Raw genomic sequence first — 19,926 nt, forward strand, 5'->3', positions numbered from 1 at the left:
ATTTTTTGAATCATTTTAAAATCCTAACTGTAAACCAAAGGCTATCGATTTCATCAGGGGTGCATCCTGAAAATTAAGCACCTCTGGATCAAAAGCTTCAAAGAGTTTTGTGAATGTGAAAAGATTCTGTGCCGTCACATATAGCCTTACACGGTTAAGTTTAGCTTTTTGTACTAAGGTCTGCGGTAAAGAATACCCCAATGTTAGCTGTTTTACCCGTAGATAGGAAGCATCCTGTAGATATCTTGTTTGGGCTTGAGCATTTCCGCCGTTTTCAAATCGTAAACGAGGAAAATAAGCATTGGTGTTTTCGGGTGTCCAATAATCTGTTGCATATACAAAAGGTACATTCCACTCACTTGTAAACCCCCAGAAGGCACTGTTGTCTAACCAAACATCCCGTTTCCCAATCCCCTGTAAGAAGGTTGTGAAATCAAAATTTTTATAATTCAGTCCTATATTAAGTCCAAATGCATAACGCGGTGTTGAATTACCTATGATCCTCCGGTCGCCAGGATTACCTACGGTATTTGTTCCGAAGTTAATTACACCATCGCCATTTAAATCTACATACTGCACATCTCCAGGCCTCCAGCTTCCTCCCCAGATTTGGGCCTGACCTGGTGCTTGATCAATTTCCTCTTGCGAATTAAAGTAACCTCCTGTTTCGAAACCCCATATTTCATTTTCTACCCTACCTTCATACCATTGGTCTTCCGTGAATACTTTGTTGGGATTTAAGGGATAACTCGTTAACCTAGCCTGATTATCAGATAAAGAAAGTAATACATCATAAGAAAAATCATCGCCAATACGATCATTCCAATTGACGCTCAATTCCCAACCTTTTGTTATCAACACGCCAGCATTCTGTTGAGGAGCATTCGTACCTAATACGGCAGGAAGGGGCACCCCAGCAACCAACATATCTCGCGTACGACGTTCGTAAATATCAAAAGTACCCGTAAGTTTATTATTGAGAAATCCGAAATCTAAGCCAAAATTGGTAGTGGCAGATTTCTCCCAGGTAAAATAAGTACTTACCAAACCCGGTGTACCAACCCCCACTCCCGTTTGGTTTCCGAAAATATATTCTAAGTTATTGTCAATAGGCATTGTTGGCAAATAAGGGTAAAAATTAAGCGTCTCATATAATTCGTCTTGATTAAAGCCCTGATTAGGTAGTTCTCCGTAAGATCCCCTTAATTTGAGATCGCTCAGGACACCTCGAGTTCCTGCCATAAAATTTTCTTCAGAAATACGCCATCCTGCCGAAACCGAAGGTGTAAATACATACCGAGTGTCGGAAGAAAACCGAGAGGATCCATCATAGCGCCCATTTACTTCTAACAAATATTTATTATCGAAAATATAATTTAACCTAAACACGCTACCAAACAAGGCCCATTCATTATCGGCCCCAGTAATATTTGGGCGTGGATCGTTATTTAGATTAATAGCAGGTAATGTGGGATCTACTAAATTATTAGCAAACACCTGCATTCGCTTATATCGGCTGCTTTCACGATTTAAACCCACCATTGCCTTAAAATAATGTTTATCGGCGAAGGTATTTTCATAGGTTGCGAAAGCGTTTAATGCAAAGTAATTATTATTATCGGTTATTTCAGTTACAGACGAAGGTGTTGTCCAGGGATATGTTCCTAAAAGAATGCCATCAACGCCATATTCCTGAAAAGGAATTTGGTGGTTTTGGTTAAAACCACTATAAGCATTCCAAGTGTAATTAGCGGTTAATGTGACATGTTCTATTGGGCGAATATCTACTCCACCTGTCAACCAAATATCATTTGAATACTCTTTTCTTCTACCATTCTGTAAGGCTACCGCAAAGGGGTTGGTAAAACTTCCCTGACCGGAAAAGTTGCCGTCAGGATGGCGAACAGGCATAATAGGTCTTAAATCTCCTGAAATCCATCCACTGGTCGTCCAGCCAGGAGCTACTCCCGCCGCTTCATTATCGCTGATGTGGGTCATGGCGAAGTTTCCATGAACAGTAATCCAATCGGCTATCTCAGAGTTCACCTTCAAAGTTGGATTTAAACGCTGAAATTTCTGATCAGCAGCCTTAAAGAGACCTTCTTGCCCTAGATACCCTAGGGATGCTAATACAGAAGTAGCTCCTTGCCCTCCCTGCAACGATACGTTATGGCGTTGCATAGGTGCCCAACCCGGATATTGTTCTTTAATCCAATCTGTATTCCCTACGTAACGATATCTAGCCGGATTAGAGGGATCTATATATACAGGCAAATTATTTACAGGATCATTAAAATAAGCCTGCGCACGAATAGAATCTTCTACGGTAAAAATTTCGGTTGCAGTAGTTCCGCCATCCTGACCATTACGGTTAGCTTCTCTATGCATCCTTATATAGTCAATTGAATTAATATACCGTGGCATTTTTGTAGGTCGTGAAGTGGTATATTCTCCAGAGTAGTTGATTTGGGGTTTTTGATTAACAGGATTCTTTGTTTGGATCAGGATAACTCCGTATGCGGCTCGACCTCCATAGATGGCAGCTGCCGCTGCATCTTTCAGCACTGTAACACTTTCCACATCAGAAGGGTCAATAGAGTTGGGATCACGTTGAACACCGTCCACTAAAATAAGTGGACTTGCCTTTCCCGCATCAATAGATCCAGTTCCCCTCACATTAAAGTTCGAGCCTGTGCCGGGTTTTCCATTATCCGAAGAAATATTCAGGTTGGGAACTAACCCCTGAAGTCCCTGACCAAGATTTGCTACTGGCCGATTTTCCAACTTTTTCGCATCAACAGAAGCTATGGCTCCTGTAAGATTTTCTTTCTTCTGTGTACCAAATCCCACCACTACTACTTCCTCCAAGTTTTCTTGATCTTCTTCCATAACCACTCGAAGGGGTTCTGCTGTAGCCAAGATTTCCTGACTGACATATCCCATAGAGCTGAATACAATAGACACAGAAGCAGTTGATACGACCAACGAAAATTCGCCATCTTCATTTGTTGTTGTACCGTTCTTCGTACCTCTTTCAAGCACACTAACTCCAGGCAAAGTTTCCCCACTTTGATCGGTCACTACTCCTTTCACGGTCAACTGTCGCTTAGCCATTAACGGCCTTATCATTGATTCGGTTCTTCTTTGCACCAGAATCGTTTTGTTTTCCACCTGATATTGAAGCGGTTGCCCTTCGAAAACTAAAGTCAATACTTCTTCAATATTTCCTTGGTTAATTTTCACTGTTACAGGTTTTGCTTCTCGGAGTAAGTCAGCATTGTAAAGCAACTGGTAGCCACTTTGCTTTCTAATTTCTGTAAGTACCGATTTTAGCGATTCGCCGTTAGTGTGCAGACTTATCTGCTGCGAAAAAGCATAGGCAGATATCTGCAAGCACACTAAGGAAAAAAAAATTACACTTCGGTTCATAATAGCAGTAATCGTAGGTTGGTTAACGGTTCGTTTTTTCCACTTTTGCTTCGAGCAAAAGAATACTTTACATAATGTAATCAAATGCATACATTTGTTAGGTTAAGGGTTAATCACTTAATTAATTTCTCTTCAATTTTGGGTTTTGCCTTTAAAACTACCGATTACGTTGCCGCGTAATCGGTTTGCTTTTTTCATATCAACTGTTACATAGGCTTAATATATTTATCTAACTACTCGAATGGTTCCATCTGTCAGTTCAAATTTCACATCGCCGGTTTTCTCCAGCATCTTCAAAACCTCTCCCAAAGAGACATTACGTGAAATAAATCCGTTATAAAGTATATTGGGTACATTACTATTATCTATACGAACAGCATACCATCTTCCTAAGATCTTTAACACTTCCAGCAACGGACTTTCATTAAACAGAAAATTTCCTTCCTTCCAGGCAACCTCGGATTCAGCATCCACGGCAAGCAACTGAATATTGGGCTTCCCTCGACGTTTAAGTGACTGTTCTCCTGGATTAAGTACCATTTTCTGTCCAGACAAATTATCTACTTCTATACTTCCCTCCAGCAATGTCGTCTTTGTAACGTGATCATCATCATAAGCACTAATATTAAAATGGGTTCCCAGTACTTTTATCTGCTGACCAGACAACTCCACATAGAACGGTCTATTTTCATTTTTTGCCACTTCAAAATAACCCTCACCTTCTAATTGAACACGTCGTTCATTTTTGGCAAAGCTTACCGGATATTTTAATGACGAAGACGAATTCAACCATACGCTACTTCCATCTGGTAGTATCACCTGATATTGCCCTCCCTCTGGTACGTAGATGGTATTAAATGATTGCTCACTGCGATACCCCTCAACAATTCTTTCAGCTTCATACACTAAGAGACCGCTTTCCGTAGCCGATAATTTTATATTATCCTGCCCTAATGATGGATCATCATTTTCTTCACCTAGCACAACTTCCTTTCCGCTAGCGAGCTTTAATACCGCTTTATTTGAGCCTGGTTTTACTTGATCAGCCAATTCGTGCTTAGCAGTAATACGCTCATTTTTTGTGTTGAAAAGCATAAACATCAATGACGCAGTCAGACAAACCATCGCTGCGTAAGCTATCCAACTAAACTTTTTCTTTTTATGACTTAGTCCATCATATTGTTCAAAGACATGATGCAAGTCTTCATCCATAGATTTCAACAGGTTGTTATCTAATTCTCCATCTTTTATAAGTTTGATAAACACCCTTAATTCTTTTTCAGAAATATCTCCGTTTAAATATCGTTTGATCAAAAGTTTATAATGCTGTTGCTCTTTCATTGGCTGTTTCTTATATATTAAGACAACCATCGAGTCAGCTAGGGTAGCGAAAAAAAAATAAAACAATTAACAGGTTGATGTACAGCGACAAAAAAAATAAAACCTGTGATTTTTCAAAGAAGGTTAACAGAAGATCATAAAAATAAGCACCAAGGTGATATCCAGTTTATCGGATGCAACATGACTTAATGTTTTCATTGCCTTTACCATATGGTTTTTTATGGCATTTCGAGATACACCCAAGGTTGCGGCAGCTTCTTCGTAACTCTTGCCTTCCTCTCTGCATAGCTTAAAGATTTTTAATGTCCTTTCAGGCATTTCGTACAATGCCATATCAATAAACTGATTATATTCTTTAAACTGCAACTCGTCCAAGGTAGTACTACATTCAGGTAAATGTGTAGTAAGATGATTTAGTGCATCCTCAGCGTGTACAATTCTTTTCAGGCAATTTAAAGTATGATTTCTTGCTACCGTGAACAGATAAGATTTAAATGACTTTATTCCAGCTATTTTATCTCTGTTTTCCCAAATTTTTATAAAAATCTCCTGCGTTATATCGTCGGTTTGTGTGCGACAGTGCACATATTTCAGCACAAATTGCGCGATGGGTTGTTTATATTTTCTGTAAATCGTTTCGAATGCCCTTTCGTCACCTTTACTCATTAAGAAAAGGAGGCGAGTCACGTCATTATCTATGCTAGGTTTCATAAAGGTCAAATAGTCTCTGTTTTTAGTGACCAACGATTTAGTTATTATATATCGAGGAACCTTCTTTCGGTGGTATTAGCAACTTTTTCTCTTAGGCTAAGCTTTATGGTTTTTACGTAATAGTCTCTTGAAGAGAAGATTCTGTGCAAATGTTTATATTTTCTTTTAGAATTCATTATGTTCAATTAGCCAACCAATCTGCTATATTAGCATCGGCTTCCTGTATACGCTTGTAAATCAAGACAAGTTTATCTATGTTTGATTAACCAAAACATATAAGCCATGCCATTAATACTATCAATCGCAAGTCTTATGAAACGGCCGCTATTGTTGGCAATCCTACTTTTTTCACTCTTATTCGGTAGAGCGCTTTTTGCGCAGCAATTATTTGATAAAAATACAGCTACTGAAAGTAACGGTTTTTCGAATAAGCGACTATTACGCATAGATAAGCTCATTCAGCAGTACATTGACAGTAACTGGGTTAAAGGAGCGGTGGGTTTTATAGCAAAAGATGGCTATCTCGTTTACCATAAGGCTTTTGGAATAGATGATATTCAACGTGGCACACCCATGCAGGGTGATGCTATTTTTAGGATTGCTTCCCAAACGAAAGCCATTACCAGCATTGCCGTAATGATGTTGTTTGAAGAAGGCAAGTTTTTGCTTGATGATCCCATATCCAGATATATTCCAGCATTTGCTAACCCGAGCGTATTGCAAGATTTCAACGAAGCCGATACCACATACACCACTATACCTGCCAAAAACGAAATTACCATCCGCCATTTGCTTACACACACTTCAGGCATTGATTATGCACAAATGGGTTCCTCAAAGATGAAAGCGATTTATGCTAAGGCCGGCATAGCCGCAGGATTTCTTCCCCACAAACAACTATTGGCTGATGCCATCGACACACTAGGCAAATTACCACTTATCCATCACCCTGGAGAGCAATGGACTTATAGTTTAAGTACTGACGTATTGGGCAGATTGGTTGAAATAATATCCGGCATGTCTTTAGATGAATTTTTAACACAACGACTTTTCATCCCTTTGGGCATGCATGACACCTACTTCCATCTACCAGAAGGGAAAAGGAGTAGACTAGTTCAGGTTTATACGGAAGATCCAGAAAACCGTCAAATCGAGCTATGGAAAGAAGACACCTTCCCGGGGTTAACGGTTGATTACCCTATCAATAATAATGGTTACTATGCCGGTGGAGCCGGATTGGTGTCGACCATTTCCGATTATGCCATCTTTTTGCAAATGCTTATCAATGGAGGGGTATACAATGGTTCTCAACTACTCTCCAGACGTACGGTAGACATGATTACCATGAACCAAATAGGTGAACATTCACTTGGAGACAATAAATTCGGACTTGGTTTTGAGGTTATCACAAAAAAGGGAATGGCAAAGCTTGGACAATCCACTGGGAGCTTTGCTTGGGGAGGTTTTTTCGGCACCATTTTCTGGGCGGACCCTAAGGAAAAAATAGTAGCTTTGCTATTCATTCAACAGCATCCTTTTTCCCATGGTGAGCTACACGATAAATTTAAAGCCCTGGTTTATCAGGCCTTAAAATAATAAGAAAATTTTACTAAAATGTTTAAAATATAAATATGCTTATTGGAAAGAACACTTGTACAACGGTTGTTAGCTCATTATTTTTAGTTGCTATTTCGTTATTCGGCTTTAGCGAACACATTCTTGCGCAGCAGGAAGCTTTGAATACCGTAAAAATAGCCAACCCGTTACCTATTGCCGTAGGTGATCCTTACGTACTTTACCATAATCAAGATAGCAGCTATTATATGTATGGTACCGGAGGCGATGTTAAAGATGGTTTTGGTGTTTTTCAGTCGAAAGACCTTTCGTCATGGGTGTTTAAAGGGCAAGTATATTTTGGCAACAATGAAGATTCGTGGGGTACGCACTCCTTTTGGGCACCTGAAGTATATGAATTTCAAGACAAGTTTTATCTTTTTTACAGCGCCCATTGGAAGGAAAACCCAAGGGATGAATTGGAAAATTTCCGGATAGGTGTTGCCGTATCCGACTCCCCTTTGGGTCCCTTTAAAGACTTGAGCGACCGTCCGCTCTTTGATCCGGGCTATCCGATAATAGATGCCAATGTATTTGCAGATACTGACGGAAAGCTCTATCTGTATTATTCACGTTGTTGCTATAAACACTCTGTACAAAGTGAGATAGCTGATTGGGCAAAAAAAGAAAGGTTGTTTGATGAGATTGAAGAAAGCTGGGTCTATGGCATCGAACTCAAACCCGATTTTTCTGGAGTTGTCGGAGATCCTGTGCTACTGCTACGCCCTCCTATGCATATGAACGATAAGCAAGCCGAATGGGAGAGTCGCTCAGTAACCTCCGGTGAAGTCAACCGCAGGTGGACCGAAGGTTCGGTAACCTTTAAACATGGTAGCACCTATTATATGATGTATTCCGCAAACCATTTTGGCGGAGAACATTATGCCGTAGGATATGCTACTGCCGAACATCCTTTAGGCCCTTTTGTGAAAGCTTCAAACAACCCTGTTATTGAGCAAAACATAAAAGTGGGAGGAGATGTGAGTGGCACTGGTCATAACAGTATTATTTTCTCTCCTACCGATAGTAAAATGTACTGTGTATACCATGGTAGGACAAAGCAAACTGGCAATGACCGCGTAGTGTTCATCGATGAAATGGAGATTCGAGAAGACGGCACATTGATAGTGCATGGACCTACTACTGCAAAGTAATTCTTTTGAAGCCGCGGGCAGATTCGAACTGCCGTAGAAGGTTTTGCAGACCTCAACCTAACCACTCGGCCACGCGGCTATGGGAATATTAAACTATTTTACTATTCCTGCAAAACGTTGATAAAACAATGTTGGACTATTTTCGTTTTTCGGGGCATATTTTCCAGCAATGATCGGAATATAAATTACCCTCCTTCTACTTTCTTCACCCACCACGTTTGATTTCGCTACCCGATGCCATAAGCGACCATCGTGAATGGTTAAATCGCCCGCCTCCGGCATGATCGCCAATTCGCTGGGGTCAGTGTCATGCGAAACAAAATATTTTTTCCTAAACAAGAGTTGATATAAGTTTTGCCGGTGTGTTCCGGGCAAAATACGCAGTCCTCCATTCTCCTCCCTTAGTGTACTCAAATGAATACCCACATTTAGCATCGGGTTCAACCTAGCGCCCTGAAAAATATCACGAAGACCGTCAGTATGCCAGCCCATCTGCGTAAATTTACTGTCAGGGCCATTGATATAATGGTTAAACACCATACCATCTTTTTCTTCTGTGCCTAAGCGGGCTCCGGGACCAACTAGATCCAACAATTTCTGAAAACGCGGATCTAATGAAAATTCTTTTAATACCGAATGATGCTGATTGATGAAAGCAAAGCGTTGGACAATCTTCTTCCCATTCAGATCCACGCCATATTTGATGGGCACACCATTAATCTTTTCCACATTTCCATCAATCCACCGTTTTTCCACTTCCTTAGAAGCTTCTATGATAGCTTGCACCGTTTCAGGTTTGATAAAATGCTTAAAATGAATAAAACCATGTGCATTAAAGAAGTCGAGCTGTTCTTCTGTAAGCCTATCAGCCAACCGAAAAGTTTGATAACTTGTTGCCATAAAATTTAAGATTATTATGTGAATATTTAATTAGATAAAATCAGCGAGTGAAAGATTATACGAAAAACCAGTGAGGTTCGTATGTCAGGTAGCGCGTTAACAATAACAGCAACATACCAGTAAATGCAGGCGCATTCGCATGGATAAATTATGTTGGTGATATGTTAATATAAGATTCATTATAAAAATAAAGTCTACTTAATTAGTAGACTTTACAAAAGTAGTATAAATACTTGAATTTCAAAATTTTTAAAATTTTTATTTGTCGTAAAGATTGGCAGCTATACGCTCTACGAGTATTTTCGGGAAAAATTTCACACCGATAAGTTGAAGTTTGTTCATCGCTCCAGGGACTATCTCGGCCTTTCTTTCAAACAAGCCTTTAACTGCCTCTTCCGCTACCACGGCAGGCTTCATATTATACTTTTCGGTAAGATGGCTCAGCGCCTGCATTCCAGCTCTATTGGCAAAACCGGTTGCCACAGGGCCCGGCGATAAACAACTCACATACACCCGATGTTTCTTAAGTTCCTGCCGAATTGCACGCGTAAAGCTCAGCACATAGGCTTTTGAGGCGGCATAAACCGCTAAGCTAGGAACAGACTGGTAAGCCGCCGTACTGGCAACCTGAAGGATGTAGGCCTCTTTCTGCTGTTTAAGCTTGGGCAGTAAATAAGCCGTTAGTGCCGTTAGCGCTCCTATGTTTAATGCAATCATCTGTTGTTGCTCTGCCAGGGAAAGTTCTTCAAATCTTCCCCAAAGCCCAAAACCGGCATTATTAACCAACACACTAATCGGCACTTCTAGTTCATCGATCCATTGTTTTATCAAAACCGGAGAATCTGACAGAGAGAGATCCAGTGCATATACCTCGACGCTTATATGGTGGTCAATTTCCAACTCTTCCTTAAAAGATAGAAGAACATCTTTTGATCTTGAAACCAATAAGAGGTTGTATCCTTTTTTTGCCAAAATTTCGGCTATATATTTACCTATCCCTTGGCTTGCACCTGTTACTAAAGCGTATTCGTTCATTATACTTAGCTAATAAAACCTTTCACATACTCCTTGGTAAGATCCTCTTTTGGATTTAACAATACTTCTTCGGTAGGACCAAATTCGATTATCTGCCCCATGTATACAAAAATAATATAATCTGATACGCGGCGGGCCTGCCGAAGAATATGGGTAACCAGTACAATGGTATATTTACTTTTTAGATGAATAATCAAGTCTTCAATGATTTTAGTAGAAATCGGGTCTAAAGCTGAAGTGGATTCATCTCCGAGAATAATTTCTGGCTCTACGGCTAAGCCTCTAGCTAAGCACAGACGTTGTTGTTGCCCAATAGACAGCGCCAAAGCTGAACCATGCAAGCGGTTTTTCACTTCTTCCCAAAGACCTACTGCCCGTAAATAATGTTCAACCAAATCATTTATCTGCTTTTTATCACGCATTCCGTGAATGCGCGGTCCGTAGGCGATATTGTCATAAATAGACATAGGTAAAGGATAAGGCCTCTGCGATAATAAGCCCATTTTTTTTCTTATATGGGTTACTTCGGCCTTTGGGTCATAAATATCCTCACCATCTACCAACACACTACCACTAATTTTCACCTGCGGCACATCGTCCAGTAAACGATTAAAACTTTTCAGCAACGTCGTCTTTCCACATCCCGAAGGCCCGATAATAGAAGTAACACTTTTATCAGGAATGTTGATATTAATATTTTTTAATAGGTGATTACCTCCTATATGGACGTTCAAATCTTTTACACTGATATGTGGGTATTGAGTCATTTTAGTCTTAGTTGCGTTTTTTGGTAAGGATAGTTGTAAGTACCACAATAATTAGGATAAATATGGTAAGGATCAGCGCCGACGCATATGCTCGGCCCTGCACCTCTGGAATTGGACTACTCAGTTGAAAAAACACAGCCAGAGGCAATGTTGCCGCCGGTTCATTCAAAGAAACCGGTATATGATCGCTAAAACCTGCTGTAAACATCACAGCTGCAACGTCGCCAACTCCCCGTCCAAAGGCGAGCAAGATAGCCGTTAAGATACCCGGTCTGATTTGCCGGATATACACTTTTGCCGTTTCCCAGCGTGTAGCGCCGAGAGCAAGCACCGCTTCTTTCAGTTCTTTGGGAACCGTTGTGACCACTTCATCTAAAGTTCTGACCATGATAGGGATGATCAGCAAGGTTACCGCAATTATTCCTCCCAATAGAGATGCCCGTACACCCAAATAAACCATTAGGCTAAACGCAAAAGCTCCGTACACAATAGAAGGCACTCCGAAAAGTACATCAAAAGAAAGTTTAGCTAATTTCCCAAAGGCATTGGATTTTTTTAGATAAACGTTCAGGTATATTGATACAGGTATGCTGATCAGCAAACCGATAATAGTTGCACCACCCGCAATATACAAAGATCCCACAATAGCATTCAACATACCCCCGGAACGTCCAAAATAATATCCCCCGTCTGGGATTTTACTTATCATATCCCAGTTGAGGTAAGGCACGCCTTTCACCACAATAGTTCCGATGATGAGGAACAAACAGGCGCTAACAGCCAAGGTAGACAATACCATAAGCGCCTTAAAAAACATTTCTTCTAATTTTCTTCTACGCATTTCTCACCTCAAGTTTATTAAGTATCAGCCTCGAGACCATATTAAACAACAATATAATAATAAATAGAGCCAAAGCTGAAAACATCAATGCAGCATCGTATAAAGGTATAGACATCATTTCACCAAAATTATTTGCCAGCAACGCCGGCAAAGGGTAACCCGGGTCGAATACTGATCTAGGCGCTATTGGTACATTTCCACATACCATCAAAACAGCTATAGTCTCTCCAAATGCACGTGAGATAGCCAATACTGTTGCGGCAAAAATTCCTGGTCGTGCTTTTTTTAGCATTACCTTCTTGATAGTCTCCCATTTAGTAGCCCCCAGCGATAGGGACGCTTCCTTTAGTTCTTTAGGAACGGTAGCTAGAACCTCTGTCACAATACTCACCAACAATGGAAAAATCATTACAGCTAATACCACGCCACCGGAAAGTACAGTAAAACCTGTTGAAAACTCCACAAAATGTGGGGCCACATATTGCTGTACAATAGGCACTATAAAAAACACACCCCATACACCATAAATAACCGGGGGAATACCTGCTAACATATTCACTATAGGCAGGAAAATCCCTTTCAATCTTACAGGGGCATATTCTACCAGATAAATTGCAGTCAATAAGCATAAGGGCAAAGCAATTATAATGGCAATACCAGTTACCCATAAGGTTCCCATAATAAATGGATAAAAGCCGAATTCGCCTTTCATTGGCCGCCAAGCACTGGAAGAAATGAGTTCCCAGATACTGTGTTTATCCAGTATTGGTTGTGCTCGCAAGTAAAGACCAATACCTATCAAAAAAACTAAGGATATAGCCAGTATTGCTAGTGTTAGCATACCAGTTCCTATCGCTTTATCTTTTACTAAACGTATATTCATTGTATTTTCTTTAATTCAGCAGCCACGGTCTCCTCGCTCAACTTCACATAGCCATTCTCTGGTAGGCGAGCCTGACCTTCGGGCGAAAGGATATATTCGATGAAGGCTAAAAGAGTTTTATTTTCAGGTCTTCCATGAAATAGGAAACCCAACGTGCGCGCAGGTGGGGAGGGATAACGTCCGTCGCCTATCGCATTATTCAGACTATCCAAATGTTGATAAAAAAACTCTTCTGGATCGATTTTACCATTCTCATTCCAATCAACGGGTATAATCTGCACATTCGGCTGTGGCAAACGATCTTTTAAACTATATACATAATTCAGATTACTGAATCCAATTGAAAGTGGGTCCCGCATAATGGCCTGTGCCTGACCGGGATCACCGAAAACGCCGATACCAGATAAGTCTTCCTGCGAACAATCTAAGAATTTTGCCCAAGTCTCGGCAGCTCCAGCTGCATCAGACCTAACATAAACATGCATGTCGTAGTCGGCAGAAATACCCGGCAATTGACTCCACCTGTGAACATCTCCTTCAACAAAAATCTTTACGAACTCCCGCTTAGTCAATCCTCTTCTTAGAATATTGTCAACCGCTGGATTATTCGAATTGAACGTCGCTACCACAGCATCGTTGGCTACATTGATGAGATATCCCCCTTTTTCAAACTCTTCCGGATGGATATCCCGAGACACCAAACCGATATCTACCATTCCTGACAATACGTCGGCAATACCTTTACCTGCACCTCCAGCGGAGATGTTAAAACGTACCTCTGGATGGATCTTCCTGAAATCTTCACTCCATTGTACCACCATTGGATACAGCGCAAAGGCGCCTGAAATAGCAATAGTTTCAGTGGTCTCTGTACGATCTTTTTTAAAAGAGCCCGCACAACTACCCATAGTAAAGCATAAAAATAAATAACCCGCAACTATATAAATCCTTTTCAGATCAACTTTCATCTTCAAATTGTTTCCTAACGGTTTCTGTCGATTGAAAACAAAGGTATAAGAAAATATCTACAATAAAATATAAAATCTATGTTTATACTAGATTAACATGTTTTTTCTACGTATCTGTAGTGCTGGCAGATCACACATCATAGAGCTCCATAAATTAAATGATCAAAAGTGCTTTCTTTTCATCTATAAAATCATTTTTCCAATGGGAATAAGAATCGACGAACGAGCCCGGCAACCACGAATACGTCACGGAATCTACATTATTTTTTCATTGGTGTTAGGCTTAGCGGAATTTTCGGCAGAGGCTAACTAATATGCTATTTATGACATTGTTATTTATACCGACGACGAAAACTGACAGTTGTGAAAAAAGCAATTCATCTTTTGAGTTTGTTTTCAATGCATTTTATCTAAGTTTGGAGCATGAAGCATCCGATCTACAACGTGCCTTTTGCACTTCTTTGTTTAAGCTCTCTTCTATTTTCGGCCAGCTTCAATATGTTGATTCCAGAATTGCCCGCCTATTTGAGCAGTTTAGGCGGAGCATCATATAAAGGATTAATTATTGCGTTATTTACGCTTACAGCAGGCATTTCACGTCCTTTCAGTGGAAAACTGACAGACACTATTGGTAGGGTTCCTGTGATGGCTATTGGTTCTTCTGTTTGTTTTATCTGTGGTTTTTTATACCCTGTACTCAGCAGTATTTCGGGCTTTCTCTTCTTAAGGCTTTTACATGGGTTTTCCACAGGTTTCAAACCTACGGCCACTGCCGCATACGTTGCCGACATTATTCCGAAAGAACGATGGGGTGAAGCCCTAGGCATACACGGTTTATGCTTCAGTACAGGTATGGCTATCGGACCGGCTATTGGTGGTGCAATCAGTGCTTTCTATTCTATTGATGTACTTTTCTACACGTCATCTTTACTTGCGTTTTTATCCATTGCCATTCTACTTAACATGAAGGAAACCCTTCGTGAAAAACAGCATTTTCGATTTTCCCTGCTACGCATTTCACGACATGATATTATTGCCATTCAAGTCTTGCCTGCAGCGATCGTTACACTGTTGTCGTATTTTGCTTATGGCGCTATTCTGACATTAATACCCGACTGGAGCGAGCATCTTGGTTTTGCTAACAAAGGAATGTTTTTTATTGTTTTTACGATTGCTTCCCTGTTTATTCGCTTCTTTGCTGGCAAACTATCCGACCAATATGGACGTGAAAGAGCTATTAAGCTAGGACTGATCTTACTCACCGTTTCGTTACTCCTTATTGCCTCTATCCACAGTACTGTAAGTCTGCTGTTGGGAGCAATAATTTATGGTATTGCAACAGGCATATTATCGCCCGCCACAAATGCTTGGACAGCAGATCTCAGCAATCCTGAGCAACGTGGAAAAGCCATGGCCACCATGTATATTGCCCTTGAAATTGGCATAGGTCTAGGCGCCCTACTGGCAGGATGGTTTTATCAGGATGAGCTACGTATGATCCCGATTATGATATACACTGCGGCAGCGTTCGCCTTCGTCTCGCTAGTCTATATGTTGGCCAGAACGACGGGCAAACGTTAAAAAATCAATTTCTCCCCGTCTGCGTATACACTACCGGACCCTTTCAATCGTATTGATCTATCCGTCCGTTTACCTCTCGCGTAGTACTCATTGCTCTGCAATTCCAATACATGAGGGTCAATCGCAACAATCGCATCTTCGCTTCCTTTTAATTTACTATAATTCAGCCGGTTACCCACAATTTTTAATTTTTTTGAACCCAAATCTTCTATACAAGCTTTTGTAGCTGAAATATCGTTTTTGTTAAGGAGGATACTATTAGCTTCTTTATAAATAGATATTGCATTTCCGTCTGATGCTTTAATATCATTATCTTCCAAGTATGCCTGGTCTACCTTCCATATTGAAATAGCCCCTCGCGGAGACTTACTTGACAAGGTGTTTTTCCTGAAAGCCAACAGCCCGTTCATGTTAATATGAATGTTGCCATGAAGTCTGTTTTCCTGTAAAATTAAACTATCCACCGAAATACTGCTCGGAAAAGAAATGTCTCGTATCGTATTCGATTGCAGCATAAGTTTTTCAGCCTGCATACCTGCAAGCACACGCAATCCCCCCAGCTGATTTTCCTTTAAATGTACCTGCCCGTTTTTTCCCACCAATTCTGCAAAATCATCAGCTTCATTGCCCTGTGCTTGTATGCGATCACAACTTCGAATATAAAGCGCCGGACGATTATTATTCAAAGATTTATTGTCGCTAACCATAACGTTAGAAACACCAACAAGTGTAGCTATCCCAGACCCGTCTGGTGTTTTTTTTCCGTTGACCCAACCATTTGCTTTGCTAAAATTACGTGCGATGTGTGCATTCAAATCAACTAAACGCCGCTCATTCATATTGTTTATATCAATACCATCTGCAGCATTTTCTTCTAATCTGTTCTCTACGATTTTATAGTTACGTTCCACTCCCGCTGAACCAAACGCAATCTGTATGCCACTCATGCCATTGTGATGAATACGGTTATTTACTAACTCCACATCCTTGCTTGCATGAAAAAACACGCCGTTTTCACCATTTTTGAATATTTCGTTATCTCTTATTTGAATATTTTGACAACTCTGTATACGGATGCCCGTTCCGGGCTGATAATGATGGGTATCTTCTCGTGGTACACCATAATTTGCAATCTTGCTATTTTCAATACGCACGCCTCGACACGCAAGTAAGTAAATCCCTGCGAAAGACTTAACTTTTGTGAAATCGCCCTTAAAATAACTATTTTCGACTTTTACGTTTTCACAACTATCAAGGTGTATCGCTTCATTTCTGGTTTCTGCTTTCAAGCTTAAGCTTACGTCCTTCAAGTTCTTCCCATACAACAGAGGATATGAAGAGTACTGTTTTTCAATACTAAAGTTAACCATCGAGTCACTTGGCAACTGCTTCAACCAGCCGCGAGATTCGATATGAATACCTTCTCTTAGATATAGCGTACGCACGTAATGATCTCCTTTACCAATAATTACAGTATCCCCTATCTTCGCACGATCAATCAGCGCTTGAATGTCAGCTGTTTCGTCCAATTTTTTAGCGTTTACAACCGCTATGTACTGTTTAACGGGGTTTCCATCTGATACTGTTCGACGGATTTGAGCAGATTTGACAGGGATATTACTAAAAACTAATAACTTTATCGACAACAATATATTATAAAACATAGACTATCCTTTTATCTTGATCAATTATCAAAAAAATGATCGTACCACAAAATCCTTACTATAGAAACGTCAGTTTCTTCAAATGTTTTATCTGTTGTGTCAAAAAATCTCAATTTTTTGAATTTCTCCGTCCAATTACATGATACACGCACATCAATAAACAGCTATTTTATGTGTTCTTACTTGATAAGGTATCTTTTCTTTAGAATTACTTTTCTGAAAACCGATATCATCAGATGTCTGTATGGGCATATGACAATCCACACAATTGGTATTTACCGTACTCGCCTGCATGTTGTTTAATGATGAATGTTTTACCTCTTGGTGGCAGCTGATACACTGTTTAGCATGCGCGACTAAAGAAGGCGATTCTTTTTGATGAACACTATGACAAGTATTGCAATCCATCTTGCTCATCTGATAACACTTGCTAGCCTCGATCAATTGTTTTTGTTTACCATGAACATCGATATTACCTCCTACATAATCCGCAAATTCCGGCAAAGTTTTAACCGTATCGCCTGGTTTTACAAAAAATGTTGAATTTGTTACTTGTAAGCTTGCGCCTGAATGGCATATCCCGCACATATCCATACGTTGTTCTTTTGAAAGTTGCCGATAACCTACTAGTTTCTTCCCTTCTTTTAATTCAGGATTTTGCTGATGAAAAGATACATGCTCTGCCGCCGGACCATGGCAGCGTTCACAGTCGACACCTGCCATAAGAGAGTTTTTCACAAATTCCTCCTCTACAGTCATGTTAGATTGGGGGATCAAATTTGTCTTTACATAAGAACCGTGGCATTCCAGACAACGCGAAACAATGGCTCTACCAAAATAAATCTGATCGGAGGGAAAACCCGGACTGTTAACCCAAAGATGTTCTTTGACCAAGAAATTGAGCGGCATCTGCATCAATTTGTTACCATACCAATAAGCTAGTGTATAAGCCGTCTTTCCCGATCCGAATACAATGTCTGCTTTTTCAGATTTCACATTCTCCCCCCGAATATAAGCAGTTTGATACAGACCGCCCGGCGTCTTCTCTATCCCTACTTTCGTATGTTCGTTAAAGATAAAGTCACCGTCTTCTACCCCTAAACTATCAATATCTTCTCCCGTTGTTAATGTTTTCGATGTATTAAAATGTGCATTTTGCAAATAATCATCCACTATCCCTTGATGGCAGGAGCGGCAACTGTGCATACCGATATAGGTCTCTCCTCTCACGTCCACACGTTCTTCCTCCTCCTTACACTGACTGATAATAATCAGTACACAGCTTAAAAGGAAAAAAAGTAAGATAAAGTTTCGACGTTTCATAAAGGTTCATCCTATTTAGTTTAGCATTCTAATGTACAAAAAGAAATGCAATAGGTAACGATTAGCAAATTAATCTTTGGAAAAAATACTAGGAAAAGAATGTCATTCAATTTCCATCGATTGAACAGGCTCCTAAAGTCCATTTTTCTGTTAAACCCCTTAAAAAAGTAGGAATTCTTAACGAAAAAACTTAATTTTCAGTTTTCAATAAAAAACGTAGATCAATTATTAACACATTTCATATTTATGAGTTCAAAGGATTTCTCAAGAAGATCATTTTTAAAGAATGCCATGTATTTAACGGCGGGGGCGGCAGCCTTCCCTCATCTGGCCACTGCGGCAACCACAAATTTTACCAAACCAAAGTTTGCATCACCTAATGAACGTGTGAATCTTGCCTGTTGCGGCATTGGTAATAGAGGGGGTGAAATTATCGGCGATTTATACGATACAGGGCTTGCCAATATTGTGGCCCTCTGTGATGTAGACATGGAGGCCCCCCATACGACAAAAGTGCTAGAACAATTTCCTGATGTACCTCGTTTTAAGGACTTCAGAAGTATGTTCGACAAAATGGGTAATCAAATAGAAGCGGTGACAGTAGGTGTACCCGATTTTTCACATTTCCCCATTTGTATAGAAGCCATGTCACGTGGTATTCATGTGTACGTAGAAAAGCCCATGGCCCGCACATTTAACGAATGTGAGCTTTTAATGAAAGCTGCTAACAAATACAGCAATGTAGTCACACAAATGGGCAACCAAGGCCATTCGGAGGCCAACTATTTCCAATTTAAAAGCTGGTTTGAAGCAGGCATTATCAAGGACGTTACCGCTATTACGGCCCATATGAATGCACCCAGGAGATGGCACGAGTGGGATCCAAACATCAGCTCTTTTCCGCCAGCCGAGCCCATACCCTCGACTCTTGATTGGGATGAATGGCTTTCAACCCGTCCATTCCATGATTATAACAAAGATTTTGTCAATGGGCAGTGGCGCTGCTGGTACGACTTTGGAATGGGGGCATTGGGTGATTGGGGAGCACATATCATAGACACGGCACATGAATTCTTAGACCTCGGTCTGCCTTATGAAGTTGACCCCATAAAACTAGAGGGTCACAATAAGTTCTTCTTTCCGATGAGTACTACTCTTGCCTTTAAATTTCCAGAACGTAATGGCATGCCTGCTTTAGATATTACTTGGTACGATGGTATAGATAATCTACCTCCTATTCCAGATGGGTACGGCGTGTCCGGTCTTGATCCAAACATTCCACCTCCAAGCACTGGGGAGATTGAACCTGCAAAGTTAAACCCTGGCAAGATTATTTACAGCAAGGAGCTTACCTTTAAAGGTGGATCGCATGGCAGTGCGTTGTCGATCATTCCAGAAGAAAAAGCACAGGAAATGGCGACAAAACTTCCTGAAGTTCCAGAAACTCCATCCAATCACTTCAAGAACTTTTTATTGGCCTGCAAAGGGCAAGAACAAACACGTTCACCATTCCATATTGCCGGACCATTGAGTCAAGTGTTCTGCCTGGGCGTCCTTGCACAGCAGCTCAATACCAAGCTGGAGTTTGATCGCGAAAAGAAAATCATCACTAACAACAAAACAGCCAATGAACTGCTGATAGGCCCGCCACCAAGAAAAGGATGGGAGCAGTACTACAAGGTATAATATATTCTAGGGTTTATAAAAAGGCACTT

The 19,926-nt window shown here is 40.5% G+C and carries 15 protein-coding genes and 1 tRNA gene; 4 read left to right on the forward strand and 12 right to left on the reverse strand.

Features of this window, described 5'->3' with window-relative positions:
* Positions 1-15: 15 nt before the first annotated feature.
* The 3 genes from H8S90_RS00720 to H8S90_RS00730 all read right to left on the reverse strand — a co-directional run bounded on the left by H8S90_RS00720 (position 16) and on the right by H8S90_RS00730 (position 5,481).
* Entirely contained in the window at positions 16-3,429 is a 3,414-nt protein-coding gene (locus tag H8S90_RS00720; protein ID WP_187340753.1) for a TonB-dependent receptor, read from the reverse strand.
* 225 nt (positions 3,430-3,654) lie between these two features.
* Entirely contained in the window at positions 3,655-4,770 is a 1,116-nt protein-coding gene (locus H8S90_RS00725; protein ID WP_187340754.1) for a FecR family protein, read from the reverse strand.
* Positions 4,771-4,893: 123 nt separating this feature from the next.
* Positions 4,894-5,481, reverse strand: a complete 588-nt coding sequence (locus tag H8S90_RS00730; protein ID WP_187340755.1) for an RNA polymerase sigma factor — start codon at positions 5,479-5,481, stop codon at positions 4,894-4,896.
* A 282-nt stretch (positions 5,482-5,763) separates the two neighbouring features.
* Between H8S90_RS00730 and H8S90_RS00735 the strand changes: the two genes are divergently transcribed.
* Together H8S90_RS00735 and H8S90_RS00740 are read left to right on the forward strand one after the other, a co-directional pair.
* On the forward strand, positions 5,764-7,077 hold the full coding sequence (locus H8S90_RS00735; protein ID WP_222852203.1) for a serine hydrolase: 1,314 nt from the start codon (positions 5,764-5,766) through the stop codon (positions 7,075-7,077).
* 35 nt (positions 7,078-7,112) lie between these two features.
* Complete coding sequence (locus H8S90_RS00740; protein WP_187340756.1) at positions 7,113-8,249, forward strand: glycoside hydrolase family 43 protein; 1,137 nt, start codon at positions 7,113-7,115, stop codon at positions 8,247-8,249.
* An 8-nt stretch (positions 8,250-8,257) separates the two neighbouring features.
* Here H8S90_RS00740 and H8S90_RS00745 read toward each other — a convergent pair.
* The 7 genes from H8S90_RS00745 to H8S90_RS00775 all read right to left on the reverse strand — a co-directional run bounded on the left by H8S90_RS00745 (position 8,258) and on the right by H8S90_RS00775 (position 13,583).
* Positions 8,258-8,328, reverse strand: a tRNA-Cys gene (locus H8S90_RS00745).
* 14 nt (positions 8,329-8,342) lie between these two features.
* Positions 8,343-9,149 carry a phytanoyl-CoA dioxygenase family protein gene (locus H8S90_RS00750; RefSeq protein ID WP_187340757.1) on the reverse strand — a complete coding sequence of 269 codons (807 nt, stop codon included), beginning with the start codon at positions 9,147-9,149 and terminating at the stop codon, positions 8,343-8,345.
* 258 nt (positions 9,150-9,407) lie between these two features.
* Positions 9,408-10,184 carry an SDR family oxidoreductase gene (locus H8S90_RS00755; RefSeq protein ID WP_187340758.1) on the reverse strand — a complete coding sequence of 259 codons (777 nt, stop codon included), beginning with the start codon at positions 10,182-10,184 and terminating at the stop codon, positions 9,408-9,410.
* Between the two features lie 5 nt (positions 10,185-10,189).
* Positions 10,190-10,951 carry a phosphate ABC transporter ATP-binding protein gene (locus tag H8S90_RS00760; RefSeq protein ID WP_187340759.1) on the reverse strand — a complete coding sequence of 254 codons (762 nt, stop codon included), beginning with the start codon at positions 10,949-10,951 and terminating at the stop codon, positions 10,190-10,192.
* Between the two features lie 7 nt (positions 10,952-10,958).
* Positions 10,959-11,792 (reverse strand): phosphate ABC transporter permease PstA, encoded by an 834-nt coding sequence (gene pstA / locus H8S90_RS00765; RefSeq protein WP_187340760.1) that lies wholly within the window; start codon positions 11,790-11,792, stop codon positions 10,959-10,961.
* Positions 11,785-12,675 (reverse strand): phosphate ABC transporter permease subunit PstC, encoded by an 891-nt coding sequence (pstC, locus tag H8S90_RS00770; RefSeq protein WP_187340761.1) that lies wholly within the window; start codon positions 12,673-12,675, stop codon positions 11,785-11,787. Before pstC ends, pstA begins: the two co-directional genes overlap by 8 nt.
* Positions 12,672-13,583: a PstS family phosphate ABC transporter substrate-binding protein gene (locus H8S90_RS00775; RefSeq protein WP_187340762.1), complete on the reverse strand. Its 912-nt coding sequence runs from the start codon at positions 13,581-13,583 to the stop codon at positions 12,672-12,674. The genes pstC and H8S90_RS00775 overlap by 4 nt, the downstream gene beginning before the upstream one ends.
* A 483-nt stretch (positions 13,584-14,066) precedes the next feature.
* On the opposite strand from H8S90_RS00775, the gene H8S90_RS00780 reads away from it, so the two are divergent.
* Positions 14,067-15,224: an MFS transporter gene (locus H8S90_RS00780; RefSeq protein ID WP_187340763.1), complete on the forward strand. Its 1,158-nt coding sequence runs from the start codon at positions 14,067-14,069 to the stop codon at positions 15,222-15,224.
* On the opposite strand, the gene H8S90_RS00785 is transcribed toward H8S90_RS00780, so the two are convergent.
* The gene (locus H8S90_RS00785) at positions 15,221-16,888 is read right to left on the reverse strand and encodes a right-handed parallel beta-helix repeat-containing protein (RefSeq protein ID WP_187340764.1); all 1,668 of its coding nucleotides are present in this window, start codon (positions 16,886-16,888) and stop codon (positions 15,221-15,223) included. The genes H8S90_RS00780 and H8S90_RS00785 overlap by 4 nt on opposite strands.
* 153 nt (positions 16,889-17,041) lie before the next feature.
* Positions 17,042-18,211, reverse strand: coding sequence for a multiheme c-type cytochrome (locus H8S90_RS00790; protein WP_187340765.1), 1,170 nt, complete (start codon positions 18,209-18,211; stop codon positions 17,042-17,044).
* A gap of 291 nt (positions 18,212-18,502) precedes the next feature.
* Here H8S90_RS00790 and H8S90_RS00795 point away from each other — a divergent pair, with 291 nt between their 5' ends.
* Positions 18,503-19,897, forward strand: a complete 1,395-nt coding sequence (locus H8S90_RS00795) for a Gfo/Idh/MocA family oxidoreductase (protein WP_255501976.1) — start codon at positions 18,503-18,505, stop codon at positions 19,895-19,897.
* The last annotated feature ends 29 nt before the right edge of the window (positions 19,898-19,926 follow it).

It is taken from the genome of Olivibacter sp. SDN3, assembly GCF_014334135.1.
In the GTDB taxonomy this organism is placed as follows: Bacteria; Bacteroidota; Bacteroidia; order Sphingobacteriales; family Sphingobacteriaceae; genus Olivibacter.

Excerpts from the sequence above, each read along its gene's own strand:
- H8S90_RS00780 (WP_187340763.1), top strand. The coding sequence starts at position 14,067 with ATGAAGCATCCGATCTACAACGTGCCTTTTGCACTTCTTTGTTTAAGC.
- H8S90_RS00750 (WP_187340757.1), bottom strand. The coding sequence starts at position 9,149 with ATGGCAACAAGTTATCAAACTTTTCGGTTGGCTGATAGGCTTACAGAA.
- H8S90_RS00795 (WP_255501976.1), top strand. The coding sequence starts at position 18,503 with ATGTATTTAACGGCGGGGGCGGCAGCCTTCCCTCATCTGGCCACTGCG.
- H8S90_RS00755 (WP_187340758.1), bottom strand. The coding sequence starts at position 10,184 with ATGAACGAATACGCTTTAGTAACAGGTGCAAGCCAAGGGATAGGTAAA.
- H8S90_RS00725 (WP_187340754.1), bottom strand. The coding sequence starts at position 4,770 with ATGAAAGAGCAACAGCATTATAAACTTTTGATCAAACGATATTTAAAC.
- H8S90_RS00720 (WP_187340753.1), bottom strand. The coding sequence starts at position 3,429 with ATGAACCGAAGTGTAATTTTTTTTTCCTTAGTGTGCTTGCAGATATCT.
- H8S90_RS00740 (WP_187340756.1), top strand. The coding sequence starts at position 7,113 with ATGCTTATTGGAAAGAACACTTGTACAACGGTTGTTAGCTCATTATTT.
- H8S90_RS00785 (WP_187340764.1), bottom strand. The coding sequence starts at position 16,888 with ATGTTTTATAATATATTGTTGTCGATAAAGTTATTAGTTTTTAGTAAT.
- H8S90_RS00775 (WP_187340762.1), bottom strand. The coding sequence starts at position 13,583 with ATGGGTAGTTGTGCGGGCTCTTTTAAAAAAGATCGTACAGAGACCACT.
- H8S90_RS00790 (WP_187340765.1), bottom strand. The coding sequence starts at position 18,211 with ATGAAACGTCGAAACTTTATCTTACTTTTTTTCCTTTTAAGCTGTGTA.
- H8S90_RS00735 (WP_222852203.1), top strand. The coding sequence starts at position 5,764 with ATGCCATTAATACTATCAATCGCAAGTCTTATGAAACGGCCGCTATTG.
- H8S90_RS00730 (WP_187340755.1), bottom strand. The coding sequence starts at position 5,481 with ATGAAACCTAGCATAGATAATGACGTGACTCGCCTCCTTTTCTTAATG.
- pstA (WP_187340760.1), bottom strand. The coding sequence starts at position 11,792 with ATGCGTAGAAGAAAATTAGAAGAAATGTTTTTTAAGGCGCTTATGGTA.
- pstC (WP_187340761.1), bottom strand. The coding sequence starts at position 12,675 with ATGAATATACGTTTAGTAAAAGATAAAGCGATAGGAACTGGTATGCTA.
- H8S90_RS00760 (WP_187340759.1), bottom strand. The coding sequence starts at position 10,951 with ATGACTCAATACCCACATATCAGTGTAAAAGATTTGAACGTCCATATA.